This window comes from Mycobacteroides salmoniphilum (assembly GCF_004924335.1).
Classification (GTDB): Bacteria; Actinomycetota; Actinomycetes; order Mycobacteriales; family Mycobacteriaceae; genus Mycobacterium; species Mycobacterium salmoniphilum.
On the sequence record NZ_CP024633.1, the window covers coordinates 946,951 to 972,403 of the forward strand.

Annotated in this window: 27 protein-coding genes, 1 tRNA gene and 1 pseudogene; 17 read left to right on the forward strand and 12 right to left on the reverse strand. The window is 65.0% G+C overall.

The window, feature by feature from the left end:
• Positions 1 to 12: 12 nt before the first annotated feature.
• The 5 genes from DSM43276_RS04700 to DSM43276_RS04720 are packed head-to-tail and all read right to left on the reverse strand — an operon-like array spanning position 13 to position 7,638.
• Positions 13 to 1,182 carry an acyl-CoA dehydrogenase family protein gene (locus DSM43276_RS04700; protein WP_078310301.1) on the reverse strand — a complete coding sequence of 390 codons (1,170 nt, stop codon included), beginning with the start codon at positions 1,180 to 1,182 and terminating at the stop codon, positions 13 to 15.
• The gene (locus DSM43276_RS04705; RefSeq protein ID WP_078331480.1) at positions 1,179 to 3,170 is read right to left on the reverse strand and encodes an acetyl/propionyl/methylcrotonyl-CoA carboxylase subunit alpha; all 1,992 of its coding nucleotides are present in this window, start codon (positions 3,168 to 3,170) and stop codon (positions 1,179 to 1,181) included. The genes DSM43276_RS04700 and DSM43276_RS04705 overlap by 4 nt, the downstream gene beginning before the upstream one ends.
• A gap of 12 nt (positions 3,171 to 3,182) precedes the next feature.
• Positions 3,183 to 4,778 (reverse strand): acyl-CoA carboxylase subunit beta, encoded by a 1,596-nt coding sequence (locus DSM43276_RS04710; protein ID WP_078331481.1) that lies wholly within the window; start codon positions 4,776 to 4,778, stop codon positions 3,183 to 3,185.
• Positions 4,775 to 5,923, reverse strand: coding sequence for an acyl-CoA dehydrogenase family protein (locus tag DSM43276_RS04715; protein WP_078331482.1), 1,149 nt, complete (start codon positions 5,921 to 5,923; stop codon positions 4,775 to 4,777). The genes DSM43276_RS04710 and DSM43276_RS04715 overlap by 4 nt, the downstream gene beginning before the upstream one ends.
• A complete protein-coding gene (locus DSM43276_RS04720; RefSeq protein ID WP_078331483.1) occupies positions 5,920 to 7,638 on the reverse strand; it encodes an acyclic terpene utilization AtuA family protein in 1,719 nt (572 codons plus the stop codon). The genes DSM43276_RS04715 and DSM43276_RS04720 overlap by 4 nt, the downstream gene beginning before the upstream one ends.
• A 312-nt stretch (positions 7,639 to 7,950) precedes the next feature.
• On the opposite strand from DSM43276_RS04720, the gene rpmF reads away from it, so the two are divergent.
• From rpmF to DSM43276_RS04765, 9 genes and pseudogenes are all read left to right on the forward strand, one after another.
• Positions 7,951 to 8,124: a 50S ribosomal protein L32 gene (gene rpmF / locus DSM43276_RS04725; RefSeq protein WP_078297068.1), complete on the forward strand. Its 174-nt coding sequence runs from the start codon at positions 7,951 to 7,953 to the stop codon at positions 8,122 to 8,124.
• A gap of 67 nt (positions 8,125 to 8,191) precedes the next feature.
• Positions 8,192 to 8,878 carry a response regulator transcription factor gene (locus DSM43276_RS04730; protein WP_078327449.1) on the forward strand — a complete coding sequence of 229 codons (687 nt, stop codon included), beginning with the start codon at positions 8,192 to 8,194 and terminating at the stop codon, positions 8,876 to 8,878.
• Positions 8,879 to 8,898: 20 nt separating this feature from the next.
• Positions 8,899 to 10,434: a HAMP domain-containing sensor histidine kinase gene (locus DSM43276_RS04735; RefSeq protein WP_078331484.1), complete on the forward strand. Its 1,536-nt coding sequence runs from the start codon at positions 8,899 to 8,901 to the stop codon at positions 10,432 to 10,434.
• A gap of 41 nt (positions 10,435 to 10,475) precedes the next feature.
• Positions 10,476 to 11,783 (forward strand): S1C family serine protease, encoded by a 1,308-nt coding sequence (locus tag DSM43276_RS04740; protein WP_078331485.1) that lies wholly within the window; start codon positions 10,476 to 10,478, stop codon positions 11,781 to 11,783.
• 35 nt (positions 11,784 to 11,818) lie between these two features.
• On the forward strand, positions 11,819 to 12,316 hold the full coding sequence (locus tag DSM43276_RS04745; protein ID WP_078297529.1) for a MogA/MoaB family molybdenum cofactor biosynthesis protein: 498 nt from the start codon (positions 11,819 to 11,821) through the stop codon (positions 12,314 to 12,316).
• Between the two features lie 4 nt (positions 12,317 to 12,320).
• A complete protein-coding gene (locus DSM43276_RS23975; RefSeq protein WP_078331486.1) occupies positions 12,321 to 12,524 on the forward strand; it encodes a hypothetical protein in 204 nt (67 codons plus the stop codon).
• Between the two features lie 303 nt (positions 12,525 to 12,827).
• Positions 12,828 to 13,499 carry a porin MspA gene (locus tag DSM43276_RS04755; RefSeq protein ID WP_136628993.1) on the forward strand — a complete coding sequence of 224 codons (672 nt, stop codon included), beginning with the start codon at positions 12,828 to 12,830 and terminating at the stop codon, positions 13,497 to 13,499.
• 171 nt (positions 13,500 to 13,670) lie between these two features.
• Positions 13,671 to 14,264: pseudogene (locus DSM43276_RS04760) on the forward strand (MspA family porin).
• 285 nt (positions 14,265 to 14,549) lie between these two features.
• Positions 14,550 to 15,179 (forward strand): porin MspA, encoded by a 630-nt coding sequence (locus DSM43276_RS04765; protein ID WP_234879381.1) that lies wholly within the window; start codon positions 14,550 to 14,552, stop codon positions 15,177 to 15,179.
• A gap of 26 nt (positions 15,180 to 15,205) precedes the next feature.
• Here the strand turns inward: DSM43276_RS04765 and mscL are convergent, their stop codons facing one another.
• The 4 genes from mscL to DSM43276_RS04785 form a co-directional block, all read right to left on the reverse strand.
• Positions 15,206 to 15,601 (reverse strand): large-conductance mechanosensitive channel protein MscL, encoded by a 396-nt coding sequence (gene mscL, locus DSM43276_RS04770; protein WP_078329330.1) that lies wholly within the window; start codon positions 15,599 to 15,601, stop codon positions 15,206 to 15,208.
• A gap of 9 nt (positions 15,602 to 15,610) precedes the next feature.
• The gene (locus DSM43276_RS04775) at positions 15,611 to 16,285 is read right to left on the reverse strand and encodes an SAF domain-containing protein (protein WP_078329331.1); all 675 of its coding nucleotides are present in this window, start codon (positions 16,283 to 16,285) and stop codon (positions 15,611 to 15,613) included.
• 63 nt (positions 16,286 to 16,348) lie between these two features.
• The gene (locus tag DSM43276_RS04780; protein ID WP_078290535.1) at positions 16,349 to 16,675 is read right to left on the reverse strand and encodes an FmdB family zinc ribbon protein; all 327 of its coding nucleotides are present in this window, start codon (positions 16,673 to 16,675) and stop codon (positions 16,349 to 16,351) included.
• Positions 16,676 to 16,765: 90 nt separating this feature from the next.
• The gene (locus tag DSM43276_RS04785; RefSeq protein WP_412458660.1) at positions 16,766 to 17,335 is read right to left on the reverse strand and encodes a 5-formyltetrahydrofolate cyclo-ligase; all 570 of its coding nucleotides are present in this window, start codon (positions 17,333 to 17,335) and stop codon (positions 16,766 to 16,768) included.
• A gap of 89 nt (positions 17,336 to 17,424) precedes the next feature.
• Between DSM43276_RS04785 and DSM43276_RS04790 the strand changes: the two genes are divergently transcribed.
• The 5 genes from DSM43276_RS04790 (at position 17,425) to DSM43276_RS04810 (ending at position 21,720) form a co-directional block, all read left to right on the forward strand.
• Positions 17,425 to 18,354, forward strand: coding sequence for a UTP--glucose-1-phosphate uridylyltransferase (locus DSM43276_RS04790; RefSeq protein WP_078329333.1), 930 nt, complete (start codon positions 17,425 to 17,427; stop codon positions 18,352 to 18,354).
• Positions 18,355 to 18,365: 11 nt separating this feature from the next.
• Positions 18,366 to 19,673: a molybdotransferase-like divisome protein Glp gene (glp, locus tag DSM43276_RS04795; protein ID WP_078329334.1), complete on the forward strand. Its 1,308-nt coding sequence runs from the start codon at positions 18,366 to 18,368 to the stop codon at positions 19,671 to 19,673.
• Entirely contained in the window at positions 19,670 to 20,323 is a 654-nt protein-coding gene (locus tag DSM43276_RS04800; RefSeq protein WP_078329335.1) for a GNAT family N-acetyltransferase, read from the forward strand. Before glp ends, DSM43276_RS04800 begins: the two co-directional genes overlap by 4 nt.
• A gap of 276 nt (positions 20,324 to 20,599) precedes the next feature.
• Entirely contained in the window at positions 20,600 to 21,598 is a 999-nt protein-coding gene (gene sepX, locus DSM43276_RS04805) for a divisome protein SepX/GlpR (RefSeq protein ID WP_078329336.1), read from the forward strand.
• Positions 21,599 to 21,647: 49 nt separating this feature from the next.
• A tRNA-Ala gene (locus DSM43276_RS04810) sits at positions 21,648 to 21,720 on the forward strand.
• Between the two features lie 62 nt (positions 21,721 to 21,782).
• On the opposite strand, the gene DSM43276_RS04815 is transcribed toward DSM43276_RS04810, so the two are convergent.
• The 3 genes from DSM43276_RS04815 to DSM43276_RS04825 are packed head-to-tail and all read right to left on the reverse strand — an operon-like array spanning position 21,783 to position 23,113.
• Positions 21,783 to 22,007, reverse strand: coding sequence for a hypothetical protein (locus DSM43276_RS04815; RefSeq protein WP_078329337.1), 225 nt, complete (start codon positions 22,005 to 22,007; stop codon positions 21,783 to 21,785).
• A gap of 58 nt (positions 22,008 to 22,065) precedes the next feature.
• A complete protein-coding gene (locus tag DSM43276_RS04820; protein WP_078329338.1) occupies positions 22,066 to 22,341 on the reverse strand; it encodes a hypothetical protein in 276 nt (91 codons plus the stop codon).
• A gap of 16 nt (positions 22,342 to 22,357) precedes the next feature.
• Positions 22,358 to 23,113 (reverse strand): AraC family transcriptional regulator, encoded by a 756-nt coding sequence (locus DSM43276_RS04825; RefSeq protein WP_078329339.1) that lies wholly within the window; start codon positions 23,111 to 23,113, stop codon positions 22,358 to 22,360.
• Between the two features lie 88 nt (positions 23,114 to 23,201).
• Here DSM43276_RS04825 and DSM43276_RS04830 point away from each other — a divergent pair, with 88 nt between their 5' ends.
• From DSM43276_RS04830 to DSM43276_RS04840, 3 genes are read left to right on the forward strand one after another with little or no spacing between them, the layout of a single operon-like run.
• Entirely contained in the window at positions 23,202 to 23,999 is a 798-nt protein-coding gene (locus DSM43276_RS04830) for a TSUP family transporter (RefSeq protein ID WP_078329486.1), read from the forward strand.
• Between the two features lie 22 nt (positions 24,000 to 24,021).
• Positions 24,022 to 24,750: an MBL fold metallo-hydrolase gene (locus DSM43276_RS04835; RefSeq protein ID WP_078329340.1), complete on the forward strand. Its 729-nt coding sequence runs from the start codon at positions 24,022 to 24,024 to the stop codon at positions 24,748 to 24,750.
• Positions 24,751 to 24,801: 51 nt separating this feature from the next.
• A complete protein-coding gene (locus DSM43276_RS04840; RefSeq protein WP_078329341.1) occupies positions 24,802 to 25,437 on the forward strand; it encodes a sensor domain-containing protein in 636 nt (211 codons plus the stop codon).
• Positions 25,438 to 25,453 lie beyond the last annotated feature (16 nt).

Here is a 25,453-nt window from a genome sequence, read left to right on the forward strand (position 1 = left end):
GGACCTTTCCTTCTAGTACGAGCGGGGTAGGCCGAGGGACGTCTGCGCCACGAAGTTGAGGATCATCTCCCGGCTCACCGGGGCGATACGCCCGAAGCGCGACAGATTCAGCAGGGGTGCCACGGCGTACTCGGAGGTCAAACCGTTGCCGCCCAAGGACTGCACGGCACGGTCGGCGGCGCGGCAGGCCACGTCTGCTGCGGCGTATTTGGCCATGTTGGCCGCCTCCGCGGCGCCCCAGTCGTCGCCGCAGTCATACAGGGTGGCGGCCTTCTGCATCATGAGCTTGGCCAGTTCCAGCTCGACCTTGATCTCGGCGAGCGGGTGCGCGATGGCCTGATGTGCGCCGATCGGGGTCTTCCACACCTGGCGGGTCTTGACGTAGTCGGTGGCCTTGTTCAGTGCGAGCCGGGTGAGGCCAACTCCACTGGCAGCGCCCATGATTCGCTCGGGGTTCAAACCGGCGAACAGCTGCATGAGTGCGGCGTCCTCGGAGCCGACGAGCGCATTGCCGGGCACCCGTACATCGTCGAGGAACACCTGGAACTGTCGCTCCGGGAGGGTGAGCTCCATATCGATGGGCGTGTACTCGAACCCCTTGGTGTCGGTGGGCACCACGAATAGGGCCGGCTTGAGCTTGCCGGTCTTGGCCTCCTCGGTGCGCGCCACCACCAGTACGGCGTTGGCCTGGTCGACACCGGAGATGAAGACCTTGCGCCCGTTGAGGATCCAGTCACCACCGTCGCGCTTGGCGGTGGTGATGATGTTGTGCGAGTTCGAGCCGGCGTCGGGTTCGGTGATGGCGAACGCCATGGTGAAGGTGCCATCGGCCATCGAGGGCAGCCAGTTCTTCTTCTGCTCGTCGGTGCCGTAGCGGGCGATGATGGTGGCGTTGATGGCAGGGGACACCACCATCATCAGCAGCGGGCACCCGGCCGCCGAGAGCTCCTCGAACACGAGCCCAAGCTCGTACATGCCGGCACCGCCGCCGCCGTACTCCTCCGGGATGTTCACTCCCAAGAAGCCGAGCTTTCCTGCCTCATCCCACAACTCGGTCAGGGGAGCGTGAGTCTTGGACTTCTCCAGGTAGTACTCGTGGCCGTAGTTGCCGGTGAGCGAGGCCACCGCTTGCCGCAGCGCCTTGCGCTCATCGGACTCGACGTACGGATTGGTGACGGTCATGACTCTCCTTCGTTGGCGGCCAACTGGGCCAGTACGGTACCTAGCTCGACCTGTTGTCCGGGTTCGACATTGAGGATCTCGATGACGCCGTCGGCGGGGGCGACGATGGTGTGTTCCATCTTCATGGCCTCCAACCAGACGATCGGCGTCCCTGCTGTGACGGTGTCTCCGACCGCGGCACCCAGTCGCAGCACCACACCCGGCATTGGCGCGATGAGCGAGCCCGCCGCAACCTCAGTGCTGGGATCGGTGAACCTGGGCACCACAGTCAGCGCCACCGGGCCCAGCGGTGAGTCGACGTCGACGGTTTCGCCGTAGCGTGCGACGTCGAAACCCCGCCGGACGCCGTCGATCACCAGTGCTACGTGATCCGGTGTCGCCGAGACCAGTTCGATGGCGGGCCAATCTCCGTCGAGTTCCAGCCCGGCGCGGGTCAGGCGGTAGCGCACGCTATGGACGGCTTCGCTGCTTTCGCGATACTCCTTGGTCTGGTAGCCAGATGCCAGATTGCGCCATCCACTGGGCAGATCCGCGCAGACAACGGCATGTGCCCGGTTGGCGGCGGCATCGGCAAGTGCTGCCGCGAGCGCTGAATACTGGTGCGCCGCTTCGTCGGCCAGGGGCTTGGACAGGACGTCGAGCCCATGCTTGTCCAGGAAGGATGTGTCGGTGTCTCCGGCGAGGAACGCCGGATGCCGCAACACGTTGACCAGCAGGTCGCGATTGGTGGTCAGGCCATGCAGGCGAGTGCGTTCCAATGTCGACGCCAGCAGCCGGGAAGCTTCGGTGCGCGTGGGTGCCACCGTGATGACCTTGGCGAGCATCGGGTCGTAGTGCACCGACACCACGCTGCCGTCGACGATGGTCGAGTCCAGGCGTACCCCGTTGCGCCCCGGGTGTCCGGGCACATGGAATTCCGCGGAGGCGCCTGGGATGTCAAACGTGTGCACGGTGCCGCTTTGTGGCTGCCACCCGGCCGCGGGATTCTCCGCGTACAAGCGCGCCTCAATCGAATGGCCATGAATGGCAGGCGGTTCGGCGGGAAGCTTGCCGCCCTCTGCCACCTGGATCTGCAATGCGACCAGGTCCAGACCTGTGGTGCACTCGGTGACCGGATGCTCCACTTGCAGGCGTGTGTTCATTTCCAGGAAGAAGAACTCGCCGTTCTCAGTGGCCAGGAACTCCATGGTCCCCGCGCCCGCATAGCCGATGGTCGCCGCGGCGGTGCGTGACGCCTCGAAGAGCTGCTCCCGCATGCCGTCGATTCGGGTCACCAAGGGGGAGGGTGCCTCTTCGATGACCTTCTGGTGGCGGCGCTGGATGGAGCACTCGCGCTCACCCACGGCCCACACTGTGCCGTGAGTGTCGGCCATCACCTGCACTTCGATGTGTCGACCGGTGCCCAGGTAGCGCTCGCAGAAGACTGTCGGGTCCCCGAACGCCGATTGGGCCTCCCGCTGTGCGGCAGCGATTTCGGCGGAGAGCTTGTCGAGCTCTGCAACGATCCGCATGCCGCGGCCACCGCCACCGGCGGAGGCCTTGACGAGCACCGGGAGTTGATCGGCGGTGACGGTATCCGGGTCGAGCTGTCCCAGCACCGGTACTCCGGCGGCGTCCATGAGTTTTTTGGACTCGATCTTCGAGCCCATCGACTCGATGGCCGTGACCGGCGGGCCGATCCAGGTGAGGCCGGCATCGGCCACCGCACGAGCGAAATCGGCATTCTCGGAAAGAAATCCGTAGCCGGGGTGGATGGCGTCGGCGCCGGTGGCCTTGGCCGCCGCGATGATCAGCTCACCGCGCAGATAGGTCTCGGCGCTGGACGTGCCGGGTAGGTGGACCGCGGCGTCGGCCTCGGAGACATGCGGGCTGTCGGCGTCGGCGTCGGAATACACGGCGACCGTGCCAAGCCCCAGCTTGCGACAGGTGGCGAAGACGCGGCGGGCGATCTCGCCGCGGTTGGCCACCAGAACAGAGGTGATAGTCATTTAACTCTTACCTCACATCCGGAAGACGCCGAAGTTCGACGTCCCCTCGATTGGTCCATTGGCGATGGCGGACAGGCACATACCGAGCACGGCCCGGGTATCGCGGGGGTCGATGACCCCGTCGTCATACAGGCGGCCGGACATGAACATGGGCAGCGACTCGGCTTCGATCTGGGCCTCGATGGCTGCCTTCATCGCGGCGTCCGCGTCCTCGTTGACGGCCTGGCCCCGTGCCACCGCGGCGGCACGGCTCACGATGGAGATGACGCCCGCCAGTTGGGTACCGCCCATGACCGCCGACTTGGCGCTGGGCCACGCGAACAGGAACCGGGGGTCGTAAGCGCGTCCGCACATGCCGTAATGGCCGGCTCCGTATGAGGCGCCGACAATCAGCGACAGATGCGGCACGGTGGAGTTGGACACGGCGTTGATCATCATCGACCCGTGCTTGATCATGCCGCCCTCTTCGTACTCCTTGCCCACCATGTACCCGGTGGTGTTGTGCACGAACAGAAGTGGCGTGTTGGTCTGGTTGGCCAGCTGAATGAACTGGGTGGCCTTCTGTGCTTCCTCGCTGAACAGCACGCCGCGCGCGTTGGCGAGGACGCCGATCGGGTATCCGTGTAGACGTGCCCATCCGGTCACCAATGACGACCCGTACTGCTCTTTGAACTCGTCGAATTCCGAACCATCGACGATCCGCGCGATGACCTCACGCGGATCGAACGGGATGCGCAGATCTCCCGGGACGATGCCGATGAGCTCTTCCTGATCGGCGATCGGTTCGACCACTGCGGCGGGCTTGGGGCCCTTCTTGACCCAGTTCAGGCGCGAGACGATCTGTCGCCCGAGTCGTACGGCGTCCTGCTCGTCCACTGCCAGGTAATCGCCCAAACCGGAGACGCGGGAGTGCATTTCCGCGCCACCGAGGGATTCGTCATCGGACTCCTCACCCGTCGCCATCTTGACGAGGGGGGGACCGGCCAGAAATACCTTCGAGCGTTCCTTGATCATCACGACGTGATCGGACATTCCGGGGATGTAGGCGCCGCCGGCGGTCGAGTTCCCGAACACCAGGGCGATCGTCGGTATGCCGGCCGCTGAAAGCCGCGTGAGATCGCGGAACATCTGCCCGCCGGGAACGAACACTTCCTTCTGAGTGGGTAGGTCCGCGCCCCCAGACTCCACCAGCGAGATCACGGGTAGGCGGTTCTTGAAGGCAATATCGTTGGCCCGCAGCACCTTACGGAGTGTCCAGGGGTTGCTGGTGCCGCCCTTAACGGTGGGGTCGTTGGCCACGATCATGCACTCGACGCCCTCGACCACGCCGATGCCGGTGACCAGCGAGGCGCCGACGGTGAAATCGCTGCCCCATGCCGCCAGCGGGCACAGCTCCAGGAACGGGGAGTCGGGGTCGATCAAGAGCTCGATGCGCTCACGTGCCAGCAGCTTGCCGCGTTCATGGTGGCGGGCAACGTATTTATCGCCTCCACCGGCGAGTGCCTTCGCGGTTTCGGCGTTGACCTCGGCCAGTTTGGTCGCCATCGCCTCGGCGGCGGCGAGGTACTCGGGAGAGTTGGTGTTGACGGTGGTACGCAGGATCGTCACGACTGGTACCCCAGGAGCTTGGCTGCCAGCGAGGTGAGGATCTCGGTGGTGCCGCCACCGATCCCGATGATGCGCATATCGCGGTACTGCCGTTCGATTTCGCTCTCGGTCATGTAGCCCATGCCGCCGAACAGCTGGACTCCCTGATTGGCCACCCACTCGCCGGCCTCGACGGCGGTGTTCTTGGCGAAGCAGACCTCGGCGATGAGATTGGTCTCGCCCGCGATCGCGCGGTCCACCAGGACATGCGTGTAGACCCGTGCGACATCGACCCTGCGTGCCATCTCCGTCAGAGTGTTTTGTACGGACTGGCGGGAGATGAGTGGACGCCCGAAGGTCTCCCGATTCCTGCACCATTCCACTGTCAGGTCAAGGCAGCGCTGAGCACTCGAATATGCCTGGGCAGCAAGGCCGATCCGCTCTGACACGAAGGCACCGGCGATCTGCGCGAAGCCGGTGTTCTCGCCACCCACCAGGTTCTCGGCGGGCACTCGTGCATCGGTGAAGGACAGCTCGGCGGTATCCGAGGAGCGCCATCCCATCTTGTCGAGCTTGCGTGTGACGTCAAATCCGGGGGTGTCCTTGTCGATCAACAGCAGCGAGACCCCTGCCGCGCCCGGTCCACCGGTACGCACCGCGGTCACCACATAGTCGGCGCGCACGCCGGAGGTGATGAAGGTCTTGGCGCCGTTGACGATGTAGTGATCGCCGTCCCGCTTGGCCGAGGTGGTCAGATGCCCGACGTCGGATCCGCCGCCGGGTTCGGTGATGGCCAGTGAGCCAATGAGATCGCCCGCCAGGGTGGGCTTTACGTAGCTTTCGATGAGCCGCTGATCACCCGAGGCGATGATGTGCGGCGTGGAGATGCCGCAGGTGAACAGGGAGGCGAACACGCCGCCGGGCACACCGGCGTAATGCAGCTCTTCGCACACGATCACCGGGTCGATGGCATCACCGCCGCCGCCGCCGACTTCCTCGGGTGCACCGGGACCCAGCAGGCCCAGATCGCCCGCCTTGCGGTGCAATTCACGAGGAATTAGTCCCTCGCGCTCCCACTCGTTGGCATGCGGCAGAATCTCGCGCTCGGCGAAATCACGCACCGTCTCCCGGAGCGCCTTGCGTTCCGGGCTGTTCCACTGACTCATTTGGTGCCTTCCAGCAGGGTTTCGGGGATGTCGATCTCACGCGAACGCAGCCATTCGCCAATACCTTTGGCCTGCGGGTCAAAGCGGGCCTGATAAGCCACTCCCTTGCCGAGGATGCCCTGGATGACGAAGTTCACGGCCCGCAGCTTGGGCAGCAGGTAGCGCGCCACCTCCAACTGCTCGGTCTCCGGCAGCAGCTCCCGCAGCGCGTCGATAGTCAAAGCATGCGCAAGCCAACGGTATTCCTCATCCGTGCGTACCCAGACGCCCACGTTCGCACTGCCGCCCTTGTCGCCGCTACGGGCACCCGCAAGGATGCCCAAGGGGGCGCGGCGTACCGGCCCGGGCGGGAGCGGCTCGGGCAGTGCTGCCGCTGGGGCATCGGCGAGCGGCAGTGTCTGCGCCGCCTGTGCGATATCGATCCGGGAACCGTCGGCGAGGACCGCGACATGCGGAACCTTTTCCGCAGGAACGTATCCCGGAGTGAACACGCCGTACGGCTCGCCATCCTTGGGGGGTGTGGTGACGTGGAAGCCCGGGTAGCTCGCCAGAGCGAGCTCCACCGCGGCGTTGGAGAACTGACGGCCAACCTTATTCGGGTCGGAATCACGCACCATCACATGGAGCAGGGCGCTGGCCGCCTGCTCGGTGTCGGCGTTCGGGTGGTCGGTACGCCCCAGGGTCCACTGGATGTCCTGCGGAGCGCCCGAGGGGGAAGACAGGGCAGACTCAAGCTGCTTGCGGGTCAGGTCGGCCTTGGCGTCGATGTCCAGCCCGGTCAGTACGAAGGTCATCTGATTACGGAAGCCGCCCAATGCGTTCAGCGACACCTTGAGGTCCGGTGGGGGTGCCTCGCCCGTCACGCCCGAGACGCGCACCCGGTCCGGACCTTCCCGGGCCAGCTCGATGCTGTCGATGCGGGTAGTCACATCCGGGTTGGCGTACCGGGCCCCGGTGATCTCGTAGAGCAGCTGCGCGGTCACGGTGCCCACGCTGACCGCACCGCTGGTACCTGCGTGCTTGGTGATGACCGACGATCCGTCCTCATATACCTCGGCCAGCGGGAACCCGGCACGCGAGAGGTCGGGGATCTCGGTGAAGAAGGCGTAGTTGCCTCCGGTGGCCTGGGTGCCACACTCGATGATGTGCCCGGCCGCGACAGCGCCGGCGAGCTTGTCGTAGTCGTCGCGGCGCCAGCCGAAGTGTGCGGCGGCGGGGCCGACGATCACGGAGGCATCGGTGACGCGACCGGTGACCACGATGTTGGCGCCGGAGTTGAGGCATTCCACGATGCCCCAGGCGCCGAGATAGGCATTGGCGGTGAGTGGAGATCCCAGTCCGAGCTCTGCGGCGCGGGGCAGCAGATCGTCACCTTCGACATGAGCGACCTTGGCCGGGACACCCAGTTTTTCCGCGAGTGTGCGGATGGCGTCCGCTAGACCCGCGGGGTTGAGGCCGCCGGCGTTGGCGACGATCGTGACACCCTTGTCCTGAGCCAGCCCAAGGCACTGCTCGAGCTGACGCAGAAAGGTCTTGGCGTAGCCGCGTTCGGGGGCCTTGGCGCGATCTCGACCGAGGATGAGCATCGTCAGTTCGGCCAGATAGTCGCCGGTCAGATAGTCGAGTTCACCGCCGGTGAGCATCTCGTGCATGGCCGATATTCGGTCACCGTAGAAGCCTGAACAGTTCCCAATTCTTACCGGCGCGGTGGTCACAGTGGTCCTCTCGAGGTCGGCGTCGACTGCTCGTGCGCTGCTAAATTACCCCACCCGCCCAAACGTCAATCTGTGGGGCCAACCAAGTGGTTGGCCGAGCAGGATTCCCCGCACAGACACGACGGTTCTGGTGGCGCGATGCGATACGAAACCGCCACTACGCGGCATGTCGGCCTGGATCAATCAGGGCAAATTTGCAGCTCATGTGAGCCACCGGCTATCGTGTGTTGATTGTCGCTCGCTGCGCCCAACATGCTGGCGCGGCGCGGGCGAATGACACAGAAACCTGAGAAATAAGGAGAGGGCGCGACCATGGCCGTCCCCAAGCGGAGAATGTCCCGCTCGAATACCCGTAGCCGGCGCGCGCAGTGGAAGGCGACCGCCACTGAGCTGGTCAATGTCACTGTCGGCGGACAGAACCACAAGGTTCCCCGTCGCCTGCTCAAGGCTGCCCGCCTCGGGCTCATCGATTTCGACCGTCGCTGAACGCTGCGAGGCCTGATTCTCAGGCTTCCTCAGTAATATCTCAGCCGCACGGTTAACACTGGTCCCTGTGCGAATTCTTGTAGTCGATGACGACCGTGCCGTGCGCGAGTCGTTGCGGCGGTCCCTGTCCTTCAATGGGTATTCGGTGGATCTCGCCGAGGATGGCGTCGATGCGCTGAACGTCATCGCCAACGACCGGCCAGATGCGTTGGTGCTCGACGTGATGATGCCCAAGCTCGACGGCCTCGAGGTGTGCCGTCGCTTGCGCAGCACGGGAGACGATCTGCCGATCCTGGTGCTCACTGCGCGGGACTCGGTCTCGGAGCGAGTGGCCGGCCTCGACGCGGGTGCAGACGATTACCTCCCCAAGCCCTTCGCGCTTGAGGAACTCCTGGCCCGGATGCGAGCTCTGCTGCGTCGGACCACCATCGACGAATCGGCCGACGCTGCCACGTTGAGCTTCGGCGACCTCACGCTCGACCCCATCACCCGCGAGGTGTACCGCGGCACTCGGTCGATCAGCCTGACTCGCACCGAGTTCGCGCTGCTGGAAATGCTCATGGCCAACCCCCGTCGGGTGCTGACGCGCAGTCGCATCCTCGAAGAGGTGTGGGGGTTCGACTTCCCGACGTCCGGCAATGCACTTGAGGTGTACGTCGGCTATCTGCGGCGCAAGACGGAAGCCGAGGGAGAGCTCAGACTCATCCACACCGTCCGCGGTGTCGGCTATGTGCTGCGGGAGACCCCTCCGTAATCCCCATGGCGACATTACGAATGCGCAGACCTAGCTCTGCACTGTTCTCTCCGCTGCGGGCAACCAGCTCATCGGTATCGCTGCGTTGGCGGGTGATGCTGCTCGCGATGTCGATGGTGGCGATGGTCGTGGTGCTGATGGCCGTCGCGTCATACCTGTTGGTATCCACTGCGTTGTATCGCGACGTCGACAAGCAGCTCAATGATCGCGCCAACTTGCTCATCGGCAGCGGGCTGCTGTCGGTGGATCCGCGTCGGGCCATCGAGGGCACCGCGTACTCGGCCGATGTCAACGCCAAGTTGATCTTCCCGGGGCTGATCACCTTCTCGGCGACCCAGCAGGGACAGACCATTCCCTACGGCGCACCCGAGCAGGCGGTAACCCGCGGCGAGCTGGAGCAGTCGCTGCGCACCGTCAATCACCAACGCGTGCTTGCTCTTCGGCTCGACAACGGCAGCACGCTGATCATGGCGAAATCGCTCGACCCCACCGATACGGTGCTGCGGCGACTGGGCTGGGTGTTGCTGATCGTCGGCGGAGTGGGTGTCGCGGTGGCGGCCGCGGCCGGCGCAGTGGTCGCCGGTACCGGGTTGCGGCCGGTGGCCAGGCTGACCGACGCCGCTGAACGAGTGGCCCGAACCGACGACCTGCGACCCATTGCCGTCACGGGCAGTGACGAATTGGCGCGACTCACCATCAGTTTCAACACGATGCTGCGTGCCCTGGCAGAGTCGCGAGACCGCCAGGCGCGGTTGGTGACGGATGCGGGCCATGAGCTGCGTACACCGCTGACCTCGCTGCGCACCAATACCGAGCTATTGATGGCCGCCATGCAACCGGGTGCCCCGCGTCTGCCCGACGAGGAGATGGAGGCGCTGCAACTCGATGTGATCGCCCAAATCGAAGAATTGTCCACACTGGTGGGCGATTTGGTTGATCTCGCGCGAGGCGACGGTGCCGACATCGTGCACGAGCCGGTCGACATGGTCGAGGTGGTGGAGGGTGCGCTGGAACGAGTTCGACGCCGCCGCAACGACATCGAATTTGACGTCGTCATGCAGCCGTGGCAGGTCTACGGAGACGCGGCGGGACTGTCACGAGCGGTTCTCAATCTGCTCGACAACGCCGCGAAGTGGAGCCCATCGGGCACCACGGTGTCCGTGCGGCTGGCCCAGGTTGACGCTGCGCACGCCGAGCTGGTGATCTCCGATCGCGGTCCCGGGATCCCGCCCGCCGAACGAGATCTGGTCTTCGAGCGGTTCTATCGCGCCACCCCGGCCCGGGGAATGCCGGGCTCCGGTTTGGGGTTGGCCATCGTGAAACAGGTTGTCCTGAAACATGGTGGCGCCATCAAGGTCGAGGAGACGGAGTCCGGTGCGGTGGTCGACGGTAACCCGGCCCCGGGTACGTCCATGCACGTACTGCTTCCGGGCAGGCCGGGACCGGTCAGGTCGCCAAGTATGGGGGACACGACTGGCCGCCGGAACTCTGTGCCAAACGAGAGGGAGATCTCAGTGGATTCTCAGTCCCCTCCGGCAGCGTGGCACCCGAGCTAGTCGATCGTGAACGCCTATGAAGGACGTGTGAGGAAGTTCCTATGACTAACGACCCCCACGGCAGCTGGTCCTACCGGCCGTCCGGCCCTTACTCCGGACAACACGGGCATCAAGCTCCGACACACCATGCCCAGGCGGGTCACCAGTATCAGGGGCAGGCGTACGGCTACCCGTCTGCGCCGCCGAGCCCGCAGCGCCCCGCTCCGCAGCAGTCTCCAGCGCCGCGGGGCAGGCGCAGCGGCGGGCTCGTGGTGGGTGCTGTCGTTCTGGCTCTGGTCTCCGGTGGTCTGGGCGGGACGGTGGGCGCGGTCGTTGCCGACCGCCAGCACCGGGCACCCGTCGTCACCGGTGGCAGCACCGGCCTGACCCCCATCTCGCCGGGGCGTTCGTCTGCCGCCCAGCCGGTCGCCTCGTTGCCCGCGGGATCCGTAGAACAGGTTGCGGCCAAGGTACTTCCGAGCGTCGTGAAGCTGGAAACGATCATGGGTCGTTCGAGCGAAGAGGGATCTGGGGTAATCCTCTCTGCCGATGGTCTGGTGCTCACCAACGCGCACGTCGTCCAGGCGGCGGGGGAGCCCGGCGCCAAGACCACCGCCACCATCGCGGGCGGCAAGAACTCGCCTTTCACCGTGGTTGGCATCGATCCCGCCACCGACATCGCCGTGATCCGGATCACCGGCGCCTCGGGCCTGACACCCGTCGCACTGGGGTCGTCGGCGAATCTGGTTGTGGGCCAGTCGGTTGTCGCGATCGGTTCGCCGCTGGGCCTGGACGGCACGGTGACCACTGGCATCGTCAGCTCGCTGAATCGCCCGGTGTTCACGGCGGGACAGGCAGGCAATCAGGACACCGTGCTGGACGCGATCCAGACCGATGCCGCCATTAACCCGGGTAACTCCGGTGGCGCGCTGGTCAACTTGAACGGCGAGCTGGTGGGAATCAACTCCGCCATCGCGACCATGGGTGGCGATTCCAGTGGCGAGACGCAGGGCGGATCGATCGGCCTGGGCTTTGCGATTCCGGTCGATCAGGCCAAGCGGATCGCCGATCAGCTGGTCGCCAGCGGCCACGCCACCCACGCCTCCCTGGGGGTGCGGGTTGGCAACGATAAAGAGATCCAGGGAGCCAGGATCGTCGAGGTGGTTGCCGGGGGAGCTGCCGAGAAGGCCGGGATACCCAACGGTGCGGTCGTCACAAAGGTAGACAACCGCCCGGTGAACAGCGCCGACGGTCTTGTGGCGGCGGTGCGCTCCAAGGCGCCGGGAGACAAGGTGACGCTGACGTTTACCGATGGCAACGGTGGGCCGGAGAAGACCGCCGACGTGATACTGGGGGAGGTCGCCCGATGACCCAGATGTCCGTGCGAGCCGTTACGGTTGCTTCCATGACTGAGCTTGAGGTGGGACCGGTGGGGCGATCTCTGGTCGTCATAGTCAACGACAGGACAGCCCACGGCGACCAGGACACCAGTGGTCCGCTGGTCACCGAGCTGCTCTCGGAGGCGGGAATCGTCGTCGACGGTGTGGTGGCAGTCGAGGGGGACCTGGCCGAGATTCAGAACGCCGTCAATATGGCGGTCATCGGCGGTGTGGACCTGGTGGTGACCGTGGGTGGCACCGGTGTCACCCCACGCGATGTGACTCCCGAGGCCACTGCGCCGCTTCTCGACCGTGAGCTGCTCGGCATCGCCGAGGCCATCCGGTCGTCGGGGCTGGCCGCGGGAGTCACCGAGGCGGGTCTGTCACGCGGAGTGGCGGGTATTTCGGGCAGCACCCTGGTGGTCAACATCGCGGGCACACGCGCCGCGGTGCGCGATGGGATGGCCACGGTGACACCGATGGCGATTCAGATCATCGAGCAGCTATCCAGCCTGGAGATCTGAGCGGGTGCAGGCTCCCGAGGGCCGCGGTTGTGACCTTCGCCACAAAAGTGGCGAGGAGGGAACAAGCGCCAGCAATGCGGATATCGACCGGATCTTCGGTCAAGCCGAGCCGTCGCTGGGTCCAGATGAACGCGATGTGAACGATTCGCGCGGCGTGCACGAAAGTGATCAGTGGTTGCGCGATAACGTTCCGCCCCATCACGGCTAAGGAATTCCCGCATATCGAACGCGTAAATCCGGCAGGTCGCCAAGCGTGGATACCCGTTCGGGGTGTCGGTTCCCTCGCGGTGCGCGAATGTTTCCCAGCAAATCGCTCGTTCACCCAATTGTTAACCCGGTGATGTCTTGGGTTTGGCTAACTTCCGGTTCACAGGCGTGCCCGAGGTCGGGTGAGTCGACTTCGACCAGAACGAGTGTTCAGATTGCCGCGCCGTCACCGTGCTGATATCGTCCTTCTGTCCGTCGCTTAGGAAATTCTCATGTTCGCCATGAGGGGACTGTTAGGAACAGAATGAAGCTGTTGAGCAAGGTATCGGGCTGGGCTCGCCACGGTCTGTTGGCGGTTGGCGCCCTAGTCATGACTCTGGTTGCTCTCTTTGCGACGGCGGCGACGGCTCATGCGGGTTTGGATGATGAGCTGACCCTGGTTGATGGCAAGGGACGGACGCTGCGGATTCAGCAGTGGGACACCTTCTTGAACGGTGTGTTCCCGCTGGACCGCAACCGCCTGACGCGTGAGTGGTTCCATTCGGGCCGCGCGGTCTACGAGGTGACCGGTCCGGGTGCCGATGCGTTCGAGGGCACTCTGGAGTTGGGCTATCAGGTGGGTTACCCCTGGTCGCTGGGCGTGGGGCTGAACTTCAACTACACGACGCCGAATACCTCGATTCTTTACGGTATTCCGAACGCCTTCGGTGGCACCCCGGAAGCCTCGTATGTGCAGACCACCAACCTGCTGCCCTCTGCTGGCATCAATGTTGACCTGGGCAACGGCCCCGGTATCCAGGAGGTCGCGACGTTCTCGGTGGCGATCGCGGGCCCCAAGGGTGCGGTCGCGGTCAGTAACGCGCACGGCACGGTGACCGACGCCGCCGGTGGTGTGCTGCTGCGGCCATACGCACGACTGATCAGCTCGGCCGGTGACAGCGTCACCACCTACGGCGAAACCTGGGACATGAAGTAGCGAATCTTCGCTGACGTCTGGACAACAAGCGTTTCCACCTAAGGCTTTCTTCTGCGGGATTGACGGCCTCACCTAGGGCGGGGCGTCATCTCGCGATCAAGGGGATCTCTTGTGCGACGTGATGTGCGCCGGTCGCTCGAATGTGTAGCTACGGTGTTTATTCTTTGTGCGATGGTATTCACCATCATGGGGACTGCGCATGCGGGTTTGGACGATGAGCTGACCCTGGTTGAAGGCAAAGGGGTGGACGCTGCGGATTCAGCAGTGGGACACCTTATGAATGGGTGTTTCCGCTCGACCGCAACCGCCTGACGCGTGAGTGGTTCCATTCGGGCCGTGCGGTTTACGAGGTGACAGGTTCGGGGGCAGGCACAATTGAGGGCACCCTGGAATTGGGTTACCAGGTGGGCTATCCGTGGTCGCTGGGTGTGGGGCTGAACGTCAACGACACGTCGCCGAATGTCTCGGTGCTGCACGGCATACCCAACGCCTTCGGGGGAAATCCCGAGGCCTCGTATGTGTGCAAACCATCAACCTGCTGGCGTCGCCTGGTATCAACGTTGACCTGGGTAATGGCCCCGGTATCCACGAGGTGGCGACGTGTTCGGTTGCGGTGGCCGGCGCCAAGGGTGCGGTCGCGGTGCCCCATGCACACGGGACGGTATCCGGGGCGGCCTGCGGGCGCCGTGAGGTCCTTGTGCATGCTTGCTAAGCGGTGCCGGAGACAGCGTCACCACGTATGGCGAGACCCGGGATATGCGGTAGTCGCCATTGCTTAATGGGTGCGCTGACGTAGCACACGGCACAGTATTGGACGCCATGCACAGTAAATGGCGTCGCGCAGCAAAAAGCGCTGTGTATCTGCTGTGAGTTAGCCTGCCAGAAACATTCGGGAAACTCAGAAAGATGATTTGGCCGTTACGTTTGGCCCGCCTGAGCAACAATGTGGTCCTGGCGAAGTAGGCATTTGCCGCGGCGTACATCCGCCCTGAGAATTGAGGGAACTAAATGAGAACAGTTGGCATCTGGCAGGTCATGCACAACACCCTCATGCGATTGATGCTCGTCGTCGCCGGTGTGGTTGGCCTGGCGGTCATCGGGGCGGGTACCGCGACGGCGGGTTTGGATGATGAGCTGACCCTGGTTGATGGCAAGGGACGGACGCTGCGGATTCAGCAGTGGGACACCTTCTTGAACGGTGTGTTCCCGCTGGACCGCAACCGCCTGACGCGTGAGTGGTTCCATTCGGGCCGCGCTGCGTATGAGGTGACGGGTCCGGCGGCTGACACGTTTGAAGGCACTCTGGAGTTGGGCTATCAGGTGGGTTACCCCTGGTCGCTGGGCGTGGGGCTGAACTTCAACTACACGACGCCGAATACCTCGATTCTTTACGGTATTCCGAACGCCTTCGGTGGCACCCCGGAAGCCTCGTATGTGCAGACCACCAACCTGCTGCCCTCTGCTGGCATCAATGTTGACCTGGGCAACGGCCCCGGTATCCAGGAGGTCGCGACGTTCTCGGTGGCGATCGCGGGCCCCAAGGGTGCGGTCGCGGTCAGTAACGCGCACGGCACGGTGACCGGCGCCGCCGGTGGTGTGCTGCTGCGGCCATACGCACGACTGATCAGCTCGGCCGGTGACAGCGTCACCACCTACGGCGAAACCTGGGACATGAAATAACCGCCCCGGCGGGCCGGGCAGAAGGGCTAGGACGCCTTCTTCTGCTCGGCCAGCAGGTCGCGAATCTCGACGAGTAGCTCTGCTTCGGTTGCCGCCGCGGGGTCCTCGCCGGACTTGGCCAGGCGATTCTTGAGCGTGTTGTAGGGCAGGACGACCACGAAGTAGACAACCGCCGCGATCAGGATGAAGTTGATGGTTGCGGTGATCAAGACATTGAAGTCCAGATACTGCCCGCCGCCGATGCTGACTCTGAGCGCAGGATGATCCGAATCGGGACCGGTGCCAATCCGATTGATCAACGGCTGAATGATGGCGTCGCTGAACTTGGTGACCACCGCGGTGAAGGCCGCGCCGATGACCACAGCGACCGCGAGGTCAATGACGTTGCCGCGCAGCAAGAAATCTCTGAATCCTTTGAGCATGGTCTGACACTAACGCAAGGTCAGCGTTACCGCCTGCACTAGCGCGATCGCGGCGACGCGATTTGCCTGCTGTGGCGGCAATGCGACCATTACCACCCGCTGCGTCCCAACGCCTTTGGTGGCAGGTTTCGGCGACACCAACACGACCACGGCTCCGGTAGCCAGCACGGCGGCCTCGGGTGGTGTGGCGTCTGGCGCACCCGGTCCGTGGTCGGCCACGGTGAGGATGTCGACGATATCTCCGGTGCGGATCATGTCGAGGGTCGCGGCGTCGTCCAGTGGTACCGGGACGATGCGCGCGTCCCCGCCGGCCGCCGACTCGGCCAATCGCGGGCTCAATACCCGTAAATCGGTCAGCATTTCCCCGCGACGAACCGGCCCGGCCAGCGTCGCTCCCACGACGGTTCCGGTATTGGTGCTGGCCCCCTCGGGAAGAATTGTCGTGGAACGCTTTTCAAGTCGGACGTCGTCGCCGGTCAGGATCGTGCCGGGCAGTAGGTCATGGACGGCCACCACCACGTCAGTGCGATCGCTGGCCGGGTCCGGGCGAAATGCCAAGACCGCCGCGAACAGCACCAAGATCGCCGCGGCGAGCCGCCGGGCCAACGCTGTCCGTGCCCAATCGGGGCGAAGTGCTGTCGATATGCGCTGCAGCACAGTGGGATCGAGGGGCGAACGAGCCATGCTTCACGCTAGGACGACATATGTCCCCGCGTCACTAGGCAATGCGCCGCTGTGGATAACTCGTCAGCTGGCGGCGGCGGACGCGGTGGCAGTGGACGTCGAGCCGGAGGAGCTCGATGTCGACGACGAGCTGCTCGCAGAAGTCTCGGACGACGAGGACTTGGATTCACTCTTGGCGCCGGAATCACTCTTCGCGGCGGCGTCCACGCTGCCGGAACGGCTGTCGGTGCGGTAGAAGCCGCTGCCCTTGAACACGATGCCCACCGAGTTGAACAGCTTGCGCAGCTTGCCCGAGCACTTTTGGCACACGGTCAGCGCATCGTCAGTGAACGCCTGGACGATGTCGAACTTGTCGCCACAGTCGGCACATGCATAGGAATAGGTGGGCATGGGGGGTCCTCCAGGAACTGACAAGACATGAAACGCCACTGGCACTCTACCGTTTGGAGTGCCAGGTTCGCCACTGCGCGACCGGGGGATTCAGCCGAGTGTGACCAATCCGTCGGCGGTCAGCGCGTGAGTTACCGGCACATCGTGTGGGCCTGCCGGAATGTCGTCGAGCACCTCGCCGGTGTACAGCGGCGAAATCAGGGCGATCGAGGGCGCGGCGAACCCCAATGATCGGTCGTAGTACCCAGCACCTCGGCCCAGTCGGTTGCCTCGCTTATCCACGGCAAGTGCCGGGATCAACACCAACTCGGCGTCGGCGAGGGTGGCCGGACCGAACACCGGCGGTGCCGGTTCTCGCAGGCCAAAGGGGGCGTCCACCAGACCTCCCGGTCGGTACTGGCCCCAGGTCAGCGCCGCCGGAGTCCCGGTCTCGTCGTTGCGTGCGACCGGCAGCAGAACCTGGACGCCGCGGGCTATCAGGGCGTCGAGCATCTCCACCGACCCGGGCTCAGATCCCACCGGCACATAGGCGGCCACCACCGAAAGCCCCGAGGCCGCCGTCACGACATGCGCGGTGAGCGCATCGTTCTGTATTTCGCGGTCGGCACGCGACATCGCCCGTCGTGCCTGCACAATCTGTTGCCGCAGGGCGTTCTTGATGTTCTCCGGGGTGCTCTGGGGGTCGCCGATTCCGTGACGGTACCGCCTTACCCACGCAATCCCGTGGTCAGTGGTTAGGGTGAGTGGCTATGACGGCCCCTGACGTGTCCATCCCGCGCACCGCCGTGGTGCCCGCTGCAGGTCTGGGCACCCGGTTTCTACCGGCCACCAAGACCGTGCCCAAGGAACTACTGCCGGTGGTCGACACCCCGGGGATCGAGCTGGTGGCTGAGGAAGCCGCCGAGGCCGGCGCCGAACGTCTGGTGATCGTCACATCGGAGGGCAAGGACGGCGTCGTCGCGCATTTCGTTGAGGACTTGGTGCTTGAGGGCACGCTCGAGGACCGCGGGAAGCACGCCATGCTCGCGAAAGTGCGCCGAGCGCCCGGCCTCATCAAGGTGCAGTCGGTGGTTCAGGCCGAGCCGCTTGGCCTCGGACACGCCGTGGGCTGCGTGGAGTCGGTTCTTGACGACGATGAGGACGCCATCGCGGTGCTGCTGCCCGATGACCTGGTGTGGCCGCGGGGAGTGTTGGTGACGATGGCCAAGGTCCGGGCCAAGCGTGGCGGCTCTGTGCTCTGCGCCATCGAGGTGCCGCCCGAGGAGATCAGTTCCTACGGCGCGTTTGACGTCGAGATTGTTCCGGATGCTGCCAACCCAAATGTGTTGCGCGTCAAGGGGATGGTGGAGAAGCCGAAGGTCGAGGATGCCCCGTCGAACTACGCGGCGGCCGGACGCTACCTGCTGGACCGGGTGATTTTCGACGCGCTCAAGCGGATCCCGCGGGGTGCGGGCGGCGAGCTACAGCTCACCGATGCCATCGCGCTGTTGATCGATGAGGGACATCCGGTGCACGTCGTCGTGCACCGCGGATCCCGACACGACCTGGGAAATCCCGGCGGCTATCTCAAGGCTGCTGTTGACTTTGCGTTGGACCGCGACGATTACGGTCCGGGCTTGCGGAAGTGGCTGGTCGAACGGCTGGGTCAGGGGCCGACCACGCTGCCGGATTCGGAGTAAGAAAGGCACCAGTGCGTTCGGTCGAGGAGCAGCAGGCCAAAGTGACGGCGGCTGCGGTCGCGCCGCGCCCGGTTCGGGTGGCGATCGCCGAGTCCCAGGGTTTGTTGTGCGCCGAGGAAGTGGTGACCGTTCGGCCGTTGCCCGGGTTCGACCAGGCCGCCATTGACGGATATGCCGTGCGCAGCGTAGACGTGCAGGCCGCCGGTGGCGTGGTGCGCGTGATCAGCCCGGGTGAGGGCGGTAGTCCGGACGAGGAAGACGACGTCGAGGAATCCAGCGGCGAGATCGGAACGGTCGAGCTACCCGTTGTCGGCACGGTGCGGGTAGGGGAGCGCACGCCCACCCGGCTGCAACCCCGTCAGGCGGTGCGGGTGCAGACCGGCGCTCCGATGCCTACCTTGGCGGACGCGGTCCTGCCGTTGCGCTGGTCCGAGGGCGGCGAGTCGCGGGTCAAGGTGCTGCGCGCGGTGCGTTCGGGTGACTACGTGCGGCGCACCGGTGATGACGTGCAACCCGGTGATGTCGCCGTGCGTGCGGGCACCATCATCGGCGCAGCCCAGGTCGGGCTGCTGGCTGCGGTGGGACGCGATCGGGTGCTGGTGCATCCGAGACCTCGGCTGTCGGTGATCAGTGTGGGTGGCGAGCTTGTCGACGTGGACCGCACGCCGGGGAACGGTCAGGTGTACGACGTGAACTCCTATGCGCTGGCGGCCGCGGCCCGCGATGCGGGCGCCGATGTGAACCGGGTTGGCATCATCAGCGCGGATCCCGCCGCATTCCGCGAGGTGCTTGAGGGGCAGCTGAACCGGGCAGAGGTCGTCGTGGTCTCCGGTGCTGTCGGTGGTGCCGCTGCCGAGGGGATTCGCGAGGCTCTTTCGGCGCTGGGCGATATGGAGGTTGGGCGAGTTGCCATGCATCCGGGCTCGGTGCAGGGCTTCGGTCAGCTGGGCCGTGACGCGGTGCCGACCTTCCTGCTGCCCGCGAACCCGGTCGGTGCCTTGGTGGTCTTCGAGGTGATGGTGCGGCCGCTGATCCGGTTGGCCCTGGGGCGCCGGCACGCGCAGCGCCGAATTGTGCGGGCGCGCACCGTGTCTCCTATTACCTCTATTGCTGGACGCAAAGGTTTTCTGCGCGGTCAGCTGATGCGTGATCAGGACACCGGAGAGTATCTGGTGCAGATTCTGGGTGCGCCGGGTGCGTCCTCGCACCTTCTTGCGACGCTCGCCGAGGCGAATTGCCTCGTGATCGTGCCCGCCGAAGTGGAACAAGTCCGTACCGGGGAGATCGTCGAGGTCGCGTTCCTGGCGCAGCGCGGATGAGCGTCTGGCGTCAGGAGAGTGCTCATCCCGGTTGGCCGATGTCGCTCGGGAAACTGCGGGTGCCTGCCGGGGTGGTCTCTGTGCGGCCCATCCGATTGCGGGATGGAATGGCGTGGAGCCGGGCGCGGCTGGCCGACCAGTCCCATCTGCAACCGTGGGAACCGTCCTCGGAGGTCGATTGGATGGCGCGCCACGGCGTGTCGTCGTGGCCCGCACTGTGTTCGGGTCTGCGGGCCGAGGCCCGTAAGGGGCGGATGATTCCGTGCGCGATCGAACTGAATGGTCATTTCGTCGGGCAGCTGACGATCGGCAACATCGCGCACGGCGCGCTGCGTTCGGCGTGGATCGGGTACTGGGTGGTCAGCACGGTGACCCGGCAAGGAGTGGCGACCGCGGCACTCGCGCTGGGGCTCGATCACTGTTTCGGGCCCGTCACCCTGCACCGGGTGGAGGCAACGGTGCGACCGGAAAACGGGGCCAGCCGTGCGGTGCTGTCGAAGGTGGGCTTTCGCGAGGAGGGGCTGCTCAGGCGGTACCTCGACGTTGACGGCGCCTGGCGTGATCACCTCTTGGTGGCGATGACGGTCGAAGAGGTGCGAGGTTCGGTGGCCGCGATGCTGGTGCGTTCCGGAAACGCCACCTGGGTCTGAGCTCGCCCAGATTCTCTCCACGAGCTGCCCGACCCCCCCTTGCGGTGAGTCTGGGTCTCGCGACGCTTTGGGGTGGAAAGCCGTCGTGAGGCGCGGGCTCGCCAGATATTTATGAGACAGATGTGACTATTGGGGCCTGTGAGGCTTGCCCCTGTAGAATTACAGGTGTGTAATTGGTATCGGCGCGCCTCATAGCGTGCGCAGATCGCCAACCTAGCCTTGACCTGAGGCTTAGGCGCAGGCACACCTGACGCGCGCAGAAAGGAGCAGGCCGACATGCCGAGCATCCCCCAATCGGTGTTGTGGATCGGACTGGTCGTGCTGTGGCTGTTCGTCCTGGTGCCGATGCTGATCAACAAGCGTGACGTGGTGAAGCGCACGAGTGACGTCGCCCTGGCGACGCGGGTCCTCAACGGAAAAGCCGCCAAGCTGCTGCGCCGCACCGGCCCCGCTGCCGGTCACCGGAGCGATCCAGACTTCCGTCGTGAAGACATCGACGAACTCGAGGATGAGGACGACGAAGACTCGACCGGAGTGATCGCGAGTGCGCCCACCGAGGAAGACAAGGACGCCGCGCAGGCCGTGAAGGCCATGGCGGTGCGCAAGGTTCGTCCCGAGAAGATCGAGAGCGACGACCCCGTCGACGTCGATGTCGTCGACGAAGATGCGACCGCATTGCCGGCCGGTGAGGCCGCGCTGTCCGATGACCTCGAGGATTTGGAGGAGGCGCCCGTCGCCGACGCCGATTCGGGCACCTACGAGTATGTCGACGACACCTCAGGTCTGACCATTCCCGCCGAATCGACGCGGGAACGGCACCAGGCGCCGCCGATGTACAGCTCGTCGCGTCGCCGCCGGTTTGACCCCGACACCATGGCCAAGGAGAACGCGCGCAAGTTCGCGTTCCGCAAGCGTGTGCTGATCGGTCTGGTCGCGGCCGTGAGCATCGCCGGTGTGGTGGCCGCGACGGCAACCAGCACTGCGTGGTGGGCATGCGGCGCGCTGGCCGTGATGGCGGCGCTATACCTGGGCTATCTGCGCCGTCAGACCCGCATCGAGGAGCAGCTGCGTCGTCGTCGTGCGGCGCGGTACCAGCGAGCGCGTGTGGTCGGGGTGGAGAACGTCGCGGACCGCGAGCTCGATGTGGTTCCGCAGCGCCTGCGCCGTCCAGGAGCGGCCGTCCTCGAAATCGACGACGAGGACCCGGTTTTCGAGCACCTGGATTACTACGACGAGCCGCGGCGGTACCGCATGCCGCATGCTGTGGGCCAGTAGATATCCAATTCGGTCTGACGCGGGACGGCTGGTAAGGTCTTAGCGTCTTGGGGCTATAGCGCAGTTGGTAGCGCGTCTCGTTCGCATCGAGAAGGTCGGGAGTTCGATTCTCCCTAGCTCCACAAAGAACCCCCGCTTGTCGGGGGTTTTTCGTTACCGTGAGATGCGCGAGACGGAGCTCAGTTCACTCGGCGGATTCATCGGGTGACTCGGGCTCGTCGCGCGGTTTCGCGGTGCGGCCCGGGTTGCCGATACGGCGGTTGAGCGCATACACAGGAGCTGCCGCCCGGGCCACCAACGGCGGTATCGCCTGTCGTGCCCTGCGGGTATTGAAGAGCCCAGCGTTCATGCCGATACCGATAAAGGTCATCGCCACGATCACTGCTATCCCGACGAACGTTGTCGTCATACGCCCCACAGTATCGTCAAGCGCTGACCTGTGCTTCGAGGCTGTGACGTGGGAGATCTCAAGACCGGGAGAGGCGCCGCGCGCCCAGCCAGCCAACGCCTGCCACCGCCGCCGGGACCCCGAATACCGCCAGCAACACCGGGAGTTCCTCGGCGGCGCCGTACCCTGCCTCGAAGACGCCCACTCCCATGTTGAACACGGCAACGCCGGCCCAGGCAACCAAGAAGTGCGTGACGGCTGTCTGTATGCCGATCTTTTTGACCAGCGCACCGACGGCAAGAAACGCCAGTGCTGCGACAACGCCGACGATGATGATGATCGCGGTCCGGCTCATAGCGGTGAACTCTAGGTCATCGGATGCTGGATGGGGCAATCTCGAATGTTCTGGTGAAGGCGTAGGAGAATGCGGCGGGCGTGGCGTAGCCGAGCCGCCCCGCAACCTGGGTTACCGAGTGCTGCCTCAGCAGCGGAACCGCTGCCAGCAGCCGTGCTCGGAGACGCCAGGCCGCTGGGCTTATCCCCACTTCTCCTCGGAAGCGGCGACTCAGCGAGCGCTCGCTGGTGTTCAGCCGGTGCGCCCATTGGGCATTGGATACCGAGACTTCCGGTGCCTCGAGGTAGTGCCGACACAGCTCAGCTAGGTCCGGTGACCGCGGTATGTCGACATGCAAGGGCAGCGCGGTGAAGGACGCCAGCTCATGGAGTAGCAGTGTGGTGAGTGCTCCGTCGCGTCCCGAGCGGTCGTAGTCGGCGGCTAGATCTGCTGCCGCGCTGAGTAGTTCGTGCATCATCGGCCCGACGTCGACCACCACGCACGACGACGGCCACCACGGAACGGCCGACGGCTCGATGTAGAGGCTGCCGGTGCGTACGTCCAGCATCCGCACTCGATGGCGGGTGCGTGCCGGGATCATGACGGCGCGACGCGTGGGCACCGTCCAGGTACCGGCGTCGGTGTCCACGATCATCGTTCCCGTGGTTCCGTAGAGGAACTGTGCCCGCCGATGCTCATGCCAATCCAGCAGCTGTCCGTTGGTGTAGTCGGTGGCGATCGGCAGCACATCGTGGGGCAGGTGGTCGACGTCGGCGAGCGGGACATTCCGCATCTGATCAGGATATGGCCGACAATCGAATGAATTGAGCAAGCATTCGATTGTCGGAAGGGCGGCCGCCGGCTGGACTGGTCGCATGAGCGTGATCGTGTTGGTGGTGATCGGAGTTCTTACGGGGCTCACCACGGTGCTATTCGGCTTCGGCGGCGGATTTGTCACCGTCCCGGTGATCGTCTGGGTCGACGGCGCGTTGGGTGGAGCGGCGACGGTGGTGGCCGTGGCGACCTCCACGGTCGTCATGGTGGTCAACGCGGCAGCTGCCACTGCCGCGACCTCGCGAGCCACGTTGGCGCACTTGCGAAGTGCGGTGGCAGTCATCGCCTTGCTGGGGTGCGGGGGTGCTCTCGGAGCGGGACTGGCCAGGCTGGCGCCTCCGTACCTCACCACATGGGGATTCGTGGCCTATCTGGTGATCACGATCGCCGACGTGTTGCTGCGCCCCGGATTCCTGCGCCACCCGACCACGATCGACGGCCCTGCACGCGAGTTCGCCATCTCGCCCGTGCTGGGCGTCCCCATCGGTGCGGTCGCCTCATTCCTGGGGGTGGGCGGCAGCGTGATGACGGTTCCCTTGCTGCGCCGCAGTGGCCAGCAAATGAGCATGGCTACCGCACTCGCGAATCCGTTGACGCTGGCGATCAGCGTGCCGGCGTTGGCGATCTTTCTCACCAGTACGTCGGCCGCGGTCACGGGTGGGCCATACTTTGTCGGTGCGGTGGATTTCCGCTCTGCTGCAGCGCTTCTCATCGGCGCGCTGCCGTTGGTGGTCTGGCTGCGGCGGCGGCCGCCCCGGCTCCCCGACACCGCGCACGCCTGGGCATATGTCGGCCTGCTGATCACGTCAGCCGTTGCCATGGTGCTGTCACCCGGTGCGTTGTAACGCGCCCCGTAGCGTCGTGGGCATGGTGTCCCCCGACCTGCAACAGCTCGCCCCGTCTCTGTATCGCCTGCGTATTCCGGGCGGTCAGGCACATCTGCTGAACTGCTATCTCTGGCTAGGGCGCGACGGGGTGACGCTCGTCGATACCGGGTGGTCAGACAGCGCGGCATTGATCGAACAAGCGCTGCGTAGTCTCGGCAGGAACCGTGCGGACGTCACGCGGATCGTGCTCACGCACTTTCACGAGGACCACGTCGGGGCCGCCGCGGAGATCGCCTCCTGGTCGCAGGCCGAAGTGATTGCGGGGGAGGCTGACTCAACCTTCGTCACGGGAGAGGGCCGCGGTCCGCTGCCCGTGTTGACCGACGGAGAGCGGGCCCTGCATCCGGGATTCGAGGAGCCGCCGCATGGACCGGCCTGCCGCGTCGATTACCCGGCGATGGATGGCGACGTCCTGGACTTCGCGGGCGGCACGCGCGTCATCGTGGTGCCGGGCCACACCCCGGGCAGCATCGCGCTCTACTTGCCTGCGGCCGACGCCGTGCTGACGGGTGATGCGGTGGCCGAGTTCAACGGGCAGGTAATCCTCGGGGTGTTCAACTCCGATAGAGATGCCGCGGCCAAGTCGTTGACCAGACTGGCCGCTACCGGCGCCAAGATCGCGGGTTTCGGCCACGGTGAGGCCGTCCTGGAGAACGCCGCAGCCCTGATCGCGGCGGCCGTGGACGTCTTCGCCCCTGACTTCACCTGATCGTCCCCAAATACCCAGGGATTTCCCAGGTTGACCCTTCACAATCTTCAGATGGCGCGGACAGCATGGGTCGGATCGGGCCTCCTCGCACTTGTCGCGGTTGCCGGCTGCTCTCATCCGGCCAGTCCGGTCACCTCGGAAACATCTGCTCCTGAAGTGACCGACCTCAAAGTCAGTGCCGCTGCGGCGGATTCACTGTTCGCGGGACTTGATGAGATCAAGTCTTTGGGCTTCCCGACGGCAGATAAGACACAGACCGACTCAGAGCCGATCTATGGGCCCGCCGTGGACCCCGCGGACCCGTGCGGGCTATTGCATGCGACGTCACAGGGCGACTTGGGCGATGGTTGGCAGGCATTCCGCCAACTCAATGTCGGCAGCACGACCGACCCGCACCAGATGCTGCACGAGGCCATCGCGATCTATCCCGACAAGCCCGCTGCCCAATCGGAATTCCGTCGACTGACAGAGGCATTCACCAAGTGCAGGGCGCAATCGCCCAACGCGTATGCCTTCGGCATGCGTAACCCGATCACGATCACGTGGGCCGATAGCACCGGCGCCACGCGCGTTCACACCACGGGCAACGTGGTGTACGGGGTGACCTCCACGGGTGCCGCCGACAACGCCGAGGTCGCCGGTCAGGTCGCCAACCAGTTGAAGACGAACATCATCGACCCTGCTTAGAACCACCGTTCACTCG